12 protein-coding genes are annotated in these 13972 nt (G+C 72.8%); 2 read left to right on the top strand and 10 right to left on the bottom strand.

What is annotated here, in order from left to right:
- Positions 1–8 precede the first annotated feature (8 nt).
- The 3 genes from ACIG47_RS22365 to ACIG47_RS22355 are packed head-to-tail and all read right to left on the bottom strand — an operon-like array spanning position 9 to position 3666.
- Positions 9–1001 (bottom strand): ABC transporter permease, encoded by a 993-nt coding sequence (locus tag ACIG47_RS22365; protein WP_397433240.1) that lies wholly within the window; start codon positions 999–1001, stop codon positions 9–11.
- A complete protein-coding gene (locus ACIG47_RS22360; RefSeq protein ID WP_397433239.1) occupies positions 998–2068 on the bottom strand; it encodes an ABC transporter permease in 1071 nt (356 codons plus the stop codon). Before ACIG47_RS22360 ends, ACIG47_RS22365 begins: the two co-directional genes overlap by 4 nt.
- Positions 2065–3666 carry a sugar ABC transporter ATP-binding protein gene (locus ACIG47_RS22355; RefSeq protein WP_397433238.1) on the bottom strand — a complete coding sequence of 534 codons (1602 nt, stop codon included), beginning with the start codon at positions 3664–3666 and terminating at the stop codon, positions 2065–2067. The genes ACIG47_RS22360 and ACIG47_RS22355 overlap by 4 nt, the downstream gene beginning before the upstream one ends.
- Positions 3667–3908: 242 nt before the next feature.
- On the opposite strand from ACIG47_RS22355, the gene ACIG47_RS22350 reads away from it, so the two are divergent.
- Entirely contained in the window at positions 3909–5354 is a 1446-nt protein-coding gene (locus ACIG47_RS22350; RefSeq protein ID WP_397413932.1) for an APC family permease, read from the top strand.
- 60 nt (positions 5355–5414) lie between these two features.
- Here the strand turns inward: ACIG47_RS22350 and ACIG47_RS22345 are convergent, their stop codons facing one another.
- A complete protein-coding gene (locus tag ACIG47_RS22345; RefSeq protein ID WP_397433237.1) occupies positions 5415–5777 on the bottom strand; it encodes an L-rhamnose mutarotase in 363 nt (120 codons plus the stop codon).
- Positions 5778–5843: 66 nt separating this feature from the next.
- Here ACIG47_RS22345 and ACIG47_RS22340 point away from each other — a divergent pair, with 66 nt between their 5' ends.
- Positions 5844–6860, top strand: coding sequence for a LacI family DNA-binding transcriptional regulator (locus ACIG47_RS22340; protein ID WP_397433236.1), 1017 nt, complete (start codon positions 5844–5846; stop codon positions 6858–6860).
- A gap of 211 nt (positions 6861–7071) precedes the next feature.
- On the opposite strand, the gene ACIG47_RS22335 is transcribed toward ACIG47_RS22340, so the two are convergent.
- The 6 genes from ACIG47_RS22335 to ACIG47_RS22310 are packed head-to-tail and all read right to left on the bottom strand — an operon-like array spanning position 7072 to position 13887.
- On the bottom strand, positions 7072–8565 hold the full coding sequence (locus ACIG47_RS22335; protein WP_397433235.1) for a mannitol dehydrogenase family protein: 1494 nt from the start codon (positions 8563–8565) through the stop codon (positions 7072–7074).
- Positions 8558–9418, bottom strand: coding sequence for an ABC transporter permease (locus ACIG47_RS22330; RefSeq protein ID WP_397433234.1), 861 nt, complete (start codon positions 9416–9418; stop codon positions 8558–8560). The genes ACIG47_RS22335 and ACIG47_RS22330 overlap by 8 nt, the downstream gene beginning before the upstream one ends.
- Positions 9418–10347, bottom strand: a complete 930-nt coding sequence (locus tag ACIG47_RS22325; RefSeq protein ID WP_397433233.1) for an ABC transporter permease — start codon at positions 10345–10347, stop codon at positions 9418–9420. Before ACIG47_RS22325 ends, ACIG47_RS22330 begins: the two co-directional genes overlap by 1 nt.
- 48 nt (positions 10348–10395) lie before the next feature.
- Positions 10396–11604 carry an ABC transporter ATP-binding protein gene (locus ACIG47_RS22320; protein WP_397433231.1) on the bottom strand — a complete coding sequence of 403 codons (1209 nt, stop codon included), beginning with the start codon at positions 11602–11604 and terminating at the stop codon, positions 10396–10398.
- Positions 11601–12830, bottom strand: a complete 1230-nt coding sequence (locus ACIG47_RS22315; RefSeq protein WP_397433230.1) for an extracellular solute-binding protein — start codon at positions 12828–12830, stop codon at positions 11601–11603. Before ACIG47_RS22315 ends, ACIG47_RS22320 begins: the two co-directional genes overlap by 4 nt.
- Positions 12831–12882: 52 nt before the next feature.
- Positions 12883–13887 carry a LacI family DNA-binding transcriptional regulator gene (locus tag ACIG47_RS22310; RefSeq protein WP_397433228.1) on the bottom strand — a complete coding sequence of 335 codons (1005 nt, stop codon included), beginning with the start codon at positions 13885–13887 and terminating at the stop codon, positions 12883–12885.
- Positions 13888–13972 lie beyond the last annotated feature (85 nt).

Raw genomic sequence — 13972 nt, 5'->3', positions numbered from 1 at the left:
AGGAGGTCTCATGGGGCCGGCGCGGTGCTCCGCCGTCGGACCCGGATGCCCGACGCCACGCGCGGGGCGACCACCGACACGACGAGCGCCGCGCCGATCACGATGTTGATGACGTTGACCGTGACGCCCTCCAGCCGCAGGGCGCTGCCGAGCACGCCGATGAGCAGCACGCCCGCGACCACGCCGTGGATCGCACCGCGGCCGCCGAAGATCGACACGCCGCCGAGCAGCACGGCCGCCACGACCTGCAGCTCCAGGCCGGTCGCGTTGTCGCCGCGGGCGCTGCCGTAACGGAGCGTGTAGTAGACGCCGGCGAGCGCCGACACCGCCCCGGACAGCACGAACAGGATCAGCAGGGTCCGCCTCACGTCCACCCCGGAGAACCGGGCGGCCTCGCTGCTGCGACCGATGTCCAGCACGTTCCTGCCGAACGGCGTGGCGTGCAGCAGCACCGCGAACACGCCGACCAGGAGGAGCAGCCCGAGCGTGATCACCGGGTAGGGCGACTCGCCCAGGTTCTCGGTGGCGCCGTCGGTCCAGGCGTCGGGGAACCCGGTGACCGCCGTCGTGCCGAGCAGGCCCACGGCGAGGCCGCGGTAGAGGGCGAGCGATCCGATGGTGACCGCGAGCGACGGCAGGCCCGCGTACGCAACGAGCGCGCCGTTGACCGCGCCGCACACCGCGCCGAGCAGCACCGACACCAGCAGGGCGGACCAGAGCCCGAACCCGGCCTGGTACAGCAGCCCGAAGGTGACGCTCGAGAGCCCGACCACGGACGCGACCGACAGGTCGATCTCCCCCGTGGCGACGATCAGCGTCATGGGCAGGGCGATGAGCAGCACGGGGGCGACGTCGAGCACCAGGTAGGTGATGGTGAGCGGGCCGTCGAAACCCCGCACGGCGGCGGAGGCGACCACCCAGGCCGCCACCAGGATCAGGATCGTCAGCATCTCGCGGGTGAGCAGCGCGCGCTGCCACCACGGGCGGGCGTGGGTCCTCATGCGGTCGCCTCCTCACGGTCGGGCGGGCCGTCCGGGTGCGGTCCGGGCGGCGGGCCTGCGGACGGTGGGCCGACGCCGGAGCCTCCGGGCGGGTCGGTGTCGCGCGCCTGCGCCAGACGCCGCGAGCGCCGGCCCGCGAGCAGGCGGTCGAGCGCGATGGCGCCGATGATGAGCGCGCCCACGACGGCGCGCTGCCAGAAGTCGGGGATGCCCACCACGGGAAGGGCCCGGTTGATGGTGAGCAGCAGCATCGCGCCCAGCGCGGCGCCCGCCACCGTGCCGCTGCCGCCGAAGATCGCGACGCCGCCCACCACCACGGCGCCCACGACCTGGAGCTCCATCCCCGTCCCCGCGCCGGAGGACACGGTGCCGTAGCGGGCGGCGAACATCACGCCGGCCAGCCCGGCCAGCGCGCCACCCAGCGCGAACGCGCCGAGCAGCCGGCGCCGGACGGGCAGCCCCGCCAGGGCCGCGGCGTCCGGGTCGGAGCCGATGGCGTAGAGCTGGCGGCCGCCGCGCGAGGTGTGCAGGTAGTGCGCCACGACGGCCAGCACGACCACGGCGACGATCGTCAGCACGGGCACGCCCAGCACCTGCTGGGTGCCGAGCCGCAGGAAGGCGCGCGGCATGTCCCCGGCGTCGATCCGGTCGCTCCCGGCCCAGGTGAGGGTCACGCCGCGGTAGACGTACAGGGTGCCGAGGGTGATGACGAGCGCGGGCACGCGGGCGAACGCCACGATCGCCCCGTTGACCAGGCCGAGCAGGGTCCCGGTCGCGACGGCGACGAGCGCGACCACGACGATCGGCAGGTCCGGTGCGTCGAGGAACAGGCGTCCCGTCAGGTAGGCCGTGAGGCCGAGCACCGAGCCGACCGACAGGTCGACGTTGCGCGTGATGACCACCACGGCCTGCCCCACGGCGAGCACGACGAGGATCGCCGGGGTGAGCAACAGGTCCCGCCAGCCGCCCGCGCTGAGCAGGAAGCCGGGCTGGACGGCCGTGGTCACGCCGATCACGACCAGCAGGGCGAGGGCGATGCCGGCCTCGCGACGGCGCAGGAGGCTCATGCGGTGCCCTCGTTCCTGGTGCCCTCGTTCGCGGCGCCCTCGTTCGCGGCGGCGTCCGCGGCGGCGGCGTCCGGACCCGTCCCGGGGGCGGCGTCCTGGCCGGACGCTCCCGGTGTGGCGGCGCGCATCACCGCCTCGGCCGTCGCCTCGGCCCGGTCCAGCTCGGCGACCACGCGCCCCTCGCGGACCACCAGCACGCGGTCGGCCATGCCCAGCACCTCCGGCAGCTCGGACGAGATCATCAGGACGGCCAGACCCTCCGCGGCCAGGGTGGACAGCAGACGGTGCACCTCGGCCTTGGTGCCGACGTCGATGCCGCGGGTCGGCTCGTCGACGATCAGCACCGTGGGCCCCGTGGCCAGCCACTTGGCGAGCACCACCTTCTGCTGGTTCCCGCCGCTCATGGTGGTGGCGAGGGCGTCCAGCGCCCCGGCCTTGACGGCAAGCCGGCCGGCCCAGTCACGGGCGAGGCCGGCCTCGGCGCCGGGGAGCAGCACGCCGAACCGCGCGAGCCGCCCGCGGGCGACCGCCGACACGTTCCGCGCCACCGACGACTCGGTGACCAGGCCCTGCAGGCGCCGGTCCTCGGGGACGAGGGCCAGGCCGGCGGCGATGGCCGCGGCCGGGTCGCCCGGCCGCAGGGTGCGCCCGCCGACGACGACCCGCCCCGCGTCGTACCGGTCGACGCCGAACACGGCCCGCGCGATCTCGCTGCGCCCGGCGCCGACCAGTCCCGCCAGGCCGACGATCTCGCCCGCCCGCACCTCGAAGGACACGTCGTGGAACGTGCCGGCGGACTCCAGCCCCTCGACACGCAGCGCCACGTCGCCGGGGGCGCTCGGCACCTTCGGGTAGAGCTCGGCGACCTCGCGGCCCACCATGCGCCGCACCAGCTCGTCAGGGGTGACGTCGGCGACGGCGTCGGTCGAGACGTGCTCGCCGTCGCGCATCACGGTGACGGTGTCGCAGAGGTCGGCGACCTCGTCGAGGCGGTGCGAGATGAAGACGACGGCGCGGCCGGCGTCGCGCAGGCCACGGGCGACGGTGAACAGCCGGGCCACCTCGACGGCGCTCAGCGCCGCCGTCGGCTCGTCCATGACCAGCACGCGGGCGTCCAGCGAGATCGCCTTGGCGATCTCGACGATCTGCTGGTCCGCGATGGACAGGCCCTCGGCGGGCCGGTCCGGGTCGAGGTCGACGCCGAGGCTGCGGAACAGCTCGCGCGCGCCGTCACGCATGGCCCGGCGGTCGATCCGCCGGAACCGGCCGAGCGGCTCGCGTCCCAGGAAGATGTTCTCGGTGACCGTGAGGTCGGGAAAGGTCGCGGGCTCCTGGTGGATGACGGCGACGCCGGCCGCCTTGGCCTCGGCGGGCCCGGCGAAGTCCACGGGCTCGCCGTCGAGCTCGACGAGGCCCGAGTCGCGACGGTGCACCCCGCCCACGATCTTGACCAGCGTGGACTTCCCCGCCCCGTTCTCCCCCACCAGGGCGTGGATGCTGCCGGGCCGGACCACGAGGGACCCGGACCGGAGCGCGGCCACGGGTCCGAAGGACTTGGCCACCCTGTCGAGGCGCAGCGTCGGTGCGGCGTCGGGCATCTCTCTCCGTCGAGGGTGCGGGCGGTCGGCGGTGACCGCGAGGCTGTCCTGCCACTCGTTTGAATCGTTCAAACAGGTAGTTGGGAAGATAGACCCGCCAGGTCAGAGCGTCAAGAAGTACCGGCGCGCCCGTTGCCGTGCCGTGGCAGTTGCGGAACCCTTGGGCGATCAGGGGTGATCGACTGCCCGCAGCTCACCGAGGCGACCCGACGACGTGCCGCCTCAGAAACGGAGGCGATCGGATGAGCCAGCCAACGGCCGAGGAGCATGCAGCCCTCGGCGAGGAGCCCACCGAGCTCAAGCGCGTGATGGGGCCCAAGCTGCTCCTGCTCTTCATCGTGGGCGACATCCTCGGCACCGGCGTCTACGCCCTGACGGGTGACGTCGCGGCCGAGGTCGGCGGTGCCGCGTGGGCACCCTTCATCGTCGCGTTCCTCGTGGCGCTGATCACGGCCTTCTCGTACCTGGAGCTGGTCACCAAGTACCCGCGGGCGGCCGGCGCCGCGCTGTACACGCACAAGGCCTTCGGCATCCACCTGTTCACCTTCATGGTGTGCTTCACGGTCATGTGCTCGGGCATCACCTCGGCGTCGACGGCGGCCCGCGCCTTCGCCTCGAACCTCGCGGTGGGCTTCGGGCTCGACGAGACGAACGCGACCCTGATCATCACGGTGGCGCTGATCTTCATGGCCCTGGTCGCGGCGATCAACCTGCGGGGCGTGGGCGAGAGCGTCAAGGCCAACGTGTTCCTCACCCTCGTGGAGCTGTCGGGTCTGCTGCTCGTGATCCTGATCGGCTTCTACGCAGCGTTCGCCGGCAACGTCGACTTCTCCCGGACCGTCGTGTTCGACGACCCGGGCGACAAGGGCGCGTTCTTCGCCGTCACCGCGGCGACCTCGCTGGCGTTCTTCGCGATGGTCGGGTTCGAGGACTCGGTCAACATGGCGGAGGAGACCCACGACCCGGTCCGCAACTTCCCCAAGATGATGATCACCGGCATCGGCATCACCGGCGTCATCTACGTGCTGGTCTCCCTGTTCGCGGTGGCGATCGTCCCCGTGGGCGTGCTGGCCGAGAGCGACACCCCGCTGGTCACGGTGGTCGAGACCGCCGCCCCGGGGATCCCTGCGGCGACGATCCTGCCGTTCATCTCGATGTTCGCCGTCGCCAACTCCGCGCTCATCAACATGCTCATGGCCAGCCGTCTCCTGTACGGCATGGCCAAGCAGAACGTGCTGCCCGGCGCGCTGGGCCGCGTGGGCGCCCGGCGGCAGACGCCGTGGGTGTCGATCCTGGTGACCACCGCCATCTCGTTCGGGCTGATCTACTTCGTCAGCCGCGACCCGGAGAACGACGTCGTCGCCGCGCTCGGCGGCACCACCGCGCTGCTGCTGCTCGCCGTGTTCGCCGTGGTGAACGTCTGCGTGCTGGTGCTGCGGCGCGACCCGATCGAGCGCCGGCACTTCGTGGCCCCCACGGTGCTGCCGATCCTCGGGGCGCTGTGCTGCCTGTTCCTCGTGGGGCCGTGGACCGGGCGCGACGTCATCCAGTACCAGATCGCGGGCTGGCTGCTCGGCATCGGCTTCGTGCTGTGGGTGCTGACGTGGATCACCAACCGCCTCCTGGGGCAGCGCAGCGAGATCAGCGACCTGGAGGCGATCAACGAGCCGGAGGGCGGGGTCAACTAGTCGCCCCTTCCGCCGGTGCCGGACGTGCGGATCACCCAGGTGACCTGCACGTCCGGCACGTCACCTGTCGTCGCGCAGCGCCGCCAGCTGGGACTCCAGGTGGAAGACCTCGTCCAGGAGCACGAACGCCTCGTCGGGGTTGCCCTCGTCGACGAAGAAGCCCGACATCGCCGCCTGCCACCTCCCGTTGACCTCGGTGGCTGCCATCGCCCGCTGCGCCGCGTCGTAGTCGTCGGTCTCCAGGATGCCGACCAGCAGGCCGTCGTCCCGCAGGAACAGGTGGTAGTCGCGCCAGCCCGTGTCCCGCAGCGCCTCCAGCATCTCCGGCCAGACGGCGGCGTGCGCCGCGCGGTACTCGTCCAGCCGGTCCGCCCGCACCCGGGACGTGAAGCACACACGCCCGCCCCTCGTCCCGCTCGTCATGTCGGTCCTCCTCGACCCGGCGCCCATGAAACGGTTCATAATGTAGCCCGAAGCAGGAGGTGCTCCATGACCCGACCGGCTGCTCACCGCCGAGCATCCATCGCCGACGTCGCCCGGACCGCCGGCGTCTCCGTCGGCACCGTGTCCAACGTGCTCAACCGGCCCGACCGGGTGCTGCCCGGCACCCGCGAGCGCGTGGAGGCCGCCATCGCGGAGCTGAGCTTCGTGCGCAACGGGTCCGCCCGGCAGCTCCGGGCGGGCACCATCACGACCATCGGCGCCATCGTCCTGGACATCGCCAACCCGTTCTTCACCGACGTCGCCCGCGGCATCGAGGAGCGCCTCGACCGCGACAACTTCACGCTCATGGTCGCCTCCTCCGACGACGACCTCGGCCGGGAGCAGCGCTACCTGCGCCTGTTCGAGGAGCACGGCGTGCAGGGCATCATGGTCGTGCCGACCACCGACGAGATCGAGCACCTCCTGGCGGTCCGCCGGCGCGGCACCGGCGTCGTGCTGCTGGACCGCCCCTCGCCCGACCCGAGCCTCTCGTCGGTCGCCGTCGACGACGTGCGCGGCGGCGAGCTCGCCGCCCGCCACCTGCTGGACCAGGGGCACACGCGCATCGCGTTCCTCAACGGTCCGCACACGATCCGGCAGTGCGCCGACCGGCACGAGGGCGTGGTCAAGGCACTGGTGGCCGCCGGTCTGGACCCCGAGCAGGCACTCACCGAGACCACCGTGACCAGCCTCAACGCCGAGGGCGGCGAGGCGGCGATCCGGGGGCTGCTGGAGTCCGGCGACCAGCCCACCGCCGTGTTCTGCGTCAACGACCTGGTCGCCCTCGGCGTGCTGCGCACGCTCCGCACCGAGAACATCGCCGTCCCCACGGACATGGCGGTGGTGGGGTACGACGACGTCGCCTTCGCCGCCGAGCTGTCCACCCCCCTGACCTCGGTGCGCCAGCCGACCCACGAGCTGGGCGTGCGCGCGGCGGACCTGCTGCTCACGGGGGCTGACACGGCGGAACACGTGATGTTCCAGCCGACGCTGGTGGTGCGGGGGTCGAGCGCGGCGGCGTGACCGGGCACGGCGCCGGCCGACGCACGACCGCAGCCTGCTCCGGCAAGGTGCGCTTCTACCCAGCGATCAGGCCCAGATCCAGGCTGGATCTGGGCCTGATCGCTGGGTAGAAGCGCACTTCCACTCGGCCCCGCGTCACGACGACGCGGCAGGCCTCGGGACGCCGTGGCCAGCGCGAGCTCAGCCCAGCGCACCTCAGCCCAGCACCCCCTCAGCCCAGCACCGACTCCAGCTCCTCCGCCACCCGGTCCACGAACCCGTCCGGCGTCCCCTCCGGCAGCAGCCCTGGCAGTGCCAGCAGCGCCCGCAGGTCCTCCTCGGCGCCGGCCAGGCCCTCGACGTCGCCGAGGCCGTCGGACCCGCCCGGCACGTCGGCGGCGTTCACCAGGTTCGCCAGCTCAGCGGCCCGCGGGTCGTCCACGCCTTCCCCGGTCACGAGCCGGCGTCGCACGAACTCGGCCCATGCGGCCAGGCCGAACGCCACCCCCAGCGGCTCCCGCCCCGCGGCCAGGGACTCGGCGAGCACGCCGCCCCAGCGGAACGGGATCTTCTGCGTGCCGTCCATCGCCACCTGCACGGTGGTGTGACCGGTGTGCGGGTTGGCGAACCGGGTCAGGATCTGCTCGCCGTACTGGCGCAGGTCCAGGCCCTCGGGCGCGGTGAGCGTCGGCAGCGCGTCCTCGAACAGGTACTGCCGTGCGCGGGCGGCGATCTCGGGGTCGGTCACCGCCTCGGCGATCGTCGCGTGCCCGGCGAGCCAGCCGGAGTAGGCGACCAGGGAGTGCGTGCCGTTGAGCAGCCGCAGCTTGGCCTGCTCGAACGGTGCCACGTCCTTGGTCAGGGTTGCACCGGCGGCCTCCCACGCGGGTCGCGGCCCGGCGAACCGGTCCTCGATCACCCACTGCGCGAACGGTTCGCCCACCACGAGGCCCTCGTCCCGGACGCCGAGCAGTCGGCCCACCTCGTCGCGCTGCTCCGGGGTGGTGGCGGGCACGATGCGGTCCACCATCGAGCACGGGAACGTGACCCGCGCGTCGAGGAAGCCGCGCAGCGTGTCGCCCTCGGCACCCGGCAGCGCGGCGTCGACGGCCTCGCGCACCAGACGTTCGAGCACGTGCCCGTTGTCCACCATGTTGTCGCAGGTCAGTACGGTGATCGGCGCTCCGGACGCGGCACGGGCCGCGAGGCCGCGGACCAGGAGCCCGATCGCCGACGACGCGGGCCGGGGCGCGTCGACGGCACCGCCGTGCTCCGCCGTCAGTGCCTCCAGGTCCGTCGCCACGGCGGTCACGTCGAGCGACCCGTCGGGCTGCCGCGCGTACCCCTTCTCGGTGATGGTCAGCGTCACCACGTGGGTCGACGGCGCCGCGAGCGCCGCCAGCACCAGACCGGTCTCCTCGGCCGGGTACGCGACGTCGACGACGGACCCGATCAGCTCGACCGACGACTCCTTCTCCCCCGCGGTCAGCACCGAGTACACCCCGCCCTGGGGACGGAGCTGGTCCCGCACCCGCGCGGACCGCTGGGTCACCCCGAGGATGCCCCACACGGTGTCGCCGGTGGCTATCGCGGCGCGCTCCGTGTAGACGGCCTGGTGGGCCCGGTGGAACGCCCCGATGCCGAGGTGGACGATGCCCACCGCCGTCGGCGTCACGGGCGCGTCGATCCCTGCGGGGACATGGTCCCTGTGCAGGCGGTCAGTCATCGCGTGTCTCCTTCACCTGTGCCACGAGCTGCGTCGGGTTCACGAACCGCAGCGCCACCACGAGCATGACGAGCATGGTCGCGGTGTAGATCACCGACATGGCCGAGATGAGCTGTCTCGCCTCGCCGCCGCCGGCTGCTGTCATGCCACGGTAGATCGCCACGACCAGCGTGTCCGAACCAGGGCCCGACACGAGGAAGGTCAGCTCGAAGAGCCCGACCGTCCGGACGAGCACCAGGATGGCCGCCGCGAGGATCCCCGGGACGAGCAGCGGCGCGAGGATCCGCGTGAAGATCTGCCGGGTCCGGGCCCCGCACATGCGGGCCGCGGACTCGATGGCAGGGTTGATCTGCTCGATGAACGGCGTCATCGTCAGGATCACGAACGGCACCGACGGGACCAGGTTGACCAGCACGACGGCGGTGAGCGTGCGCCCCAGCCCGAACGAGTACATGACGGTCGCGAGCGGGATGCCGTACGTGATGGGCGGCATGAGCACGGGCAGCAGGAACAGCAGCATGACCACGCGCTTGCCCGGGAAGTCGCGGCGGGCCAGCACGTAGGCGGCGGGCACGCCCACGAGCACGGAGATCACGACGACGAGCAGGGCCACGCCGACGGTGACGCCGACCACCTCGCCCAGCGAGAACCGGTCCCAGGCCTCGACGTAGCGGTCGACGGTGAGGCCGTCGGGCAGCCAGGTGTCGAACCACTGGCGGCCGAACGAGTCGACCACCACGGCGACGAGGATGCCGAGCAGGAACACCCCGAACGCCGTCATGCCGGCCCAGACGAACCAGGTGGACGGGCGGGCGGCGAGCGACCGCTCCCCCGGTGCGACGGTTGCGGCCATCAGCCCTTACCTCCCGTGGTGCCGCGGTACAGCAGCGAGCGCAGGCCCAGCACGGCGACCACGACCACCAGCTCGACCGCACCCATCATGAGCGCGATGGTGGACGCCATCGCGTAGTCGTTCTGCTCCCCGAACGCCCGGAACGCCATGAGCGACATGACCCGGGTCTCGCCCATGGCGTCACCGACCAGGCGCGCCGACGGGAACACCGAGAACGCGAGCACGAACGTCAGCACGAACGTGGTGGCCAGCCCCGGGGCCAGCAGCGGCAGCACGATCCGCCGGAACCGCTGCCACCAGCCCGCGCCGAGCGTCCGGGCGGCCTGCTCCAGCGACGGGTCGATGCCCGACAGGTAGGACGAGATGAGCAGGAACGCAAAGGGGAAGCCCGTGATGACCAGGGAGAACATCACGCCCAGATAGTTGTTCACGAGCTGGAGAGGCTCGTCGACCAGCCCGGACGCCAGCAGCGCCCGGTTGAGCCAGCCCTGCCGCCCCGCGAAGATCAGCAGGCCCTGCGCCGTGAGCACCGTGCCGAGCGTGATCGGCAGCACGAGCAGCGACGTCAGCAGCCGCTTGCCCCGGAACCGGTGCCGCAGCACCATCGCGACCGGGACGGACGCGAGCACGTTGAACAGCGCGGCGGGCAGGGCGAGCCGCATCGTGAGCCCGACGGAGTCGAACACGAACGGGTCGCTGAAGAACGCCACGTAGTTGGCGAAGATGCCGCCGCCCCACTGCTCCCGCATCGCGGCGGTGGGCTGGATCGTGAGCCCGATCCCGTAGGAGAACGGGTAGACGAACAGCGCGACCGCCACCACGAGCCCGGGCACGAGCAGCAGGAGCGCCGGGTCCACGCCGCGTTCGGCGAGCCGGTGCCGCAGGCTCGCGGTCGCTCGCACCGGCCGCTGCCCGAGAGCGCTACTCATGGCGCCCCCGCCCGACGCCCCTCCGGCCGGCCACGTCCGGACCGCGCCTCACGCCGCCACCCCCTGCGGCACGACGGCGGCGTCCAGCGCCTCCCGGAACACCAGCACCCGCTCGACCGGGGCCGTCAGCCGCACGGCGCCGCCGACGTCGGGCGCCGTCGTCGCACGCGCGTGCAGCATGGTCTCGCCGGCCTGCACGCCGACGGCGAACTCGCGGCCGTGGTACTCGACCACGGACACGGTGCCCGGCACGGCGCCGGCCGAGCCGCCTGCTCCGACCGAGCCGCTCGCACCGACCGAGCCGCTCGCACCGGCCGAGCCGCCCGCACCACCCGCCGAGCCCGCACCGCTGACCGGACCCGACGCCACCACCGAGAAGTCCTCCGGCCGCACCGCCACCCGCACCCGGTCCCCTGCGCCCAGGCCACCGACCGCGCGCCCGGTGAGCCGCACGCCGCCGCCGGAACCCGCCGCACCCGGCAGCTCCACCACAGCCTCGCCCCCGGACACCGAGACGACCGTCGCGGGCAGGATGTTCCGGTACCCCATGAAGTCGGCGACGTACCAGCTCGCCGGGCTCTCGTAGAGCTCGCCGGGCGTGCCGACCTGCTGCACGCGGCCCTCACGCATGACCACGAGGCGGTCGGCCAGCGACAGCGCCTCCTCCTGGTCGTGCGTCACGTAGATGGTGGTGAGCCCGAGCGACTGGTGCAGGCGCCGGATCTCGGTGCGCATGTCGAGCCGCAGCTTGGCGTCGAGGTTCGACAGCGGCTCGTCCATGAGCACGAGCGACGGCTCGAGCACCACGGCCCGCGCGATGGCCACGCGCTGCTGCTGCCCGCCCGAGAGCTGGCCGGGCAGCTTCCGCGCGTGCTCACCGAGCTTGACCAGCTCGATCGCCGCCCGCACCCGGGTGTCGATCTCGGCGCGCGGCAGCCCCTGCATCTGGAGGCCGAACGCGACGTTCTTCTCCACGGACAGGTGCGGGAACAGCGCGTACGACTGGAACACCATGCCGAACCCGCGGCGCTCCGGGGGCAGCGTGTCGATGCGCCGGCCGTCGAGCAGGATCTCGCCGTGCGTGAGCGGGAGCAGGCCCGCCAGGCAGTTCAGCGCCGTCGACTTGCCGCAGCCCGAGGGGCCGAGCAGGGCGACGAACTCACCCGACCGGATGGTCAGGTCCAGCCCGGACAGCGCGTCCACGCCGCCGAAGCGCCGGCCGACGCCGCGCAGCTCCAGCGTCTCGAAGCCGCTCACTCCTCGTCCTCCACCTTGCCGCCGCCCACCTCGCGGTCCCAGATGTCGAACGCCGTGACCATGGAGTCGGCGTCGAGCGGCACCACGGCGTCCTGCGACTCGATGAGCTCGTCGAACAGGGGCCGGCCGAACTCCTCGATCACGTCCTGCGACTCCTGCGGCGCGAGGTCGAGCGTGGCACCCTCGACGGCCGGGCCCGGGTAGAAGTAGCCGGCGTCGTACGCCTTGGCGTTCTGCTCCGGGGTGAGCATGTCCTGCAGCAGCAGCATGATCGCGCTGATCTTGTCCGCGCTCTGCCCCTTCGGGATCGCGGCGTAGTGCGCGTCGGTGACCCAGGTGAAGTCGTCGAAGGCGGCCGCCTCCAGCGTGTCCGGGAGCTGACCCTCGGCGCGCGGCGCGATCTCCCAGCCCGTCGTGGTCGGGATCATCGACCAGGTGCCGTCGGCCATGTTGGTGATCACCTGGCCGGTGCCCGTGGGATAGGTGTCGACGTACTGACCGAGCTCCTCGAGGTACGCCCAGGTCTTGTCCCAGCCGTTCTCGGGGTCGGCCGGGTCCTCGTCACCCAGGAGGTAGGGCAGGCCCATGAGGAACGTGCGGCCCGGGCCCGAGTTGGCGGGGCGGGCGTACCCGAACTTGCCCGGGTTGGCCTCGGCCCACTCCAGCAGCTCCTGCGGCGTCGCCGGCGGCGTGCCGACCACCTCCGGGTCGTACTGCAGCAGCGGCCCGGACGGGTAGTACGTGGTCACCACGCCGTAGCCCTGGGCGAGCTCCTGCATGTTCGCGGCCGCCTCCAGGTAGTTGTCCTGGTTGGACACGCGGTCGCCGTAGTCCTCCACGATCGGGAGCCACAGGTCCTGGCTGATGCCCGCCGCGAGCCCGTCGTTGCCGGTGAAGACCACGTCGATGGACAGGTTGCCGCTGTCCACCTGGGGCTTGACGATGCCCGTGACGTCGGGGGCACCGCCGGTCTCCCAGGTCACCGACTCGATGACGTCCGGGTTGTTCTCGACGAACTCCTCGACCATGCCCTCGGTCAGCCGCTGGTTGCCCGCGACGTCGAGGATGTTCAGGGTGACGGGCTCCGACGGGGTGTCGGGCACGTCGGCCGGGTCCGTGACGGCGGCGCCGCCGTCACCGCCCGGGGGCGCGGGCGGGGCACAGGCGGTCAGCAGGGACAGCGCCGCGACGCCGACGAGCGCCGCGACCTTCTTCGAGGTGCGCATGGTGCCTTCCTCTCTCGGGCATCGTCGCCCGGGTTGGTCGCCGGGACCGGCGTCAGCCGGCCGCCCCGGCGGGGGCAGGTCCGGAGGACCCGCGGATCGTGAGCTCCACGGGGAGCTGTACGCTCGCCGGCAGATCGCCGCGCAGCCGGGCGAGCAGGAGGTCGACGGCGCGCCGGCCGAGCCGCGCGAGCGGCGCACGCACCGTCGTGAGCGCCGGTGAGACGAGGGTGGCCTGGGGCACGTCGTCGAACCCCACCACCGTCATCCGGCCCGGCACGTCGACGCCGCGCTGCCGCAGTCGGTCCAGGATGCCCAGCGCCATGAGGTCGTTGAACGCGACGACGGCGGTCGCGCCGCTCGCCACCGCGTGGTCGGCCGCCTGGACGCCACCGGCGAAGTAGGGCTGGAACGTGCCCAGCTCGACCAGCTCGACGTCCCGGTGCGCGGCTGCAGCGACCAGCCCGGCGACGCGCCGCCGGCCCGACCACGATGACGGCGGTCCGGCCGCGAGCGCCACCGTCCGGTGCCCCAGCGCGGAGAGGTGGCCCATGACCTGGGCGGCGCCGTCGGCGTCGTCCACGTGGACGGACGGGACCGCGGTCGTACCCGGCTCGGCGGGCAGCTCCCGGTTGGCCAGGACGGCGGTCACGCCCGCGAGCGCCGCCCGCAGCTCGGCCTCGCCGCAGCGGGGCGAGCCGACGAGCAGCCCGTCGGTGCGGGCGGCGAGGGCGCCGATGAGCTCGGCCTCGACGTCGGCGTCCTCGTCGGAGTCGGCCACGAACATCTCGTAGCCCTCGGCGCGGGCGCGCGCCTGGACGGCCTTGGTCACGGCGGCGAAGTAGGGGTTCTCCAGGTCGGGCACCAGCAGCCCGACGGCGTGCGTGCGCCCCTTCCGCAGTCCGCTGGCCGCCCGGTTGGGGCGGTAGCCGAGCTCGGCGGCGGCGCGGGTCACCCGGTCGCGGGTCGCGGCGGCCACCCGGTCGGGGTCGGAGAGGGCGCGCGAGACGGTGGAGATCGAGACCCCGGCGGCGCGCGCGACGTCGTGCACCGTGACCATGGCACCCCCTCGTGACCGGATTGCGACGCTGCAAACGTTTGCACCCTATAGCAGGGTTTGACTGCGAACGTTTGCAGCCCGGGGC

Origin of the sequence: Promicromonospora sp. NPDC052451 (genome assembly GCF_044547525.1) — a bacterium.
Classification (GTDB): domain Bacteria; phylum Actinomycetota; class Actinomycetes; order Actinomycetales; family Cellulomonadaceae; genus Promicromonospora.
Note: the sequence above shows the minus strand (reverse complement) of the source record. Positions and strands in the feature narration are given on the sequence as shown.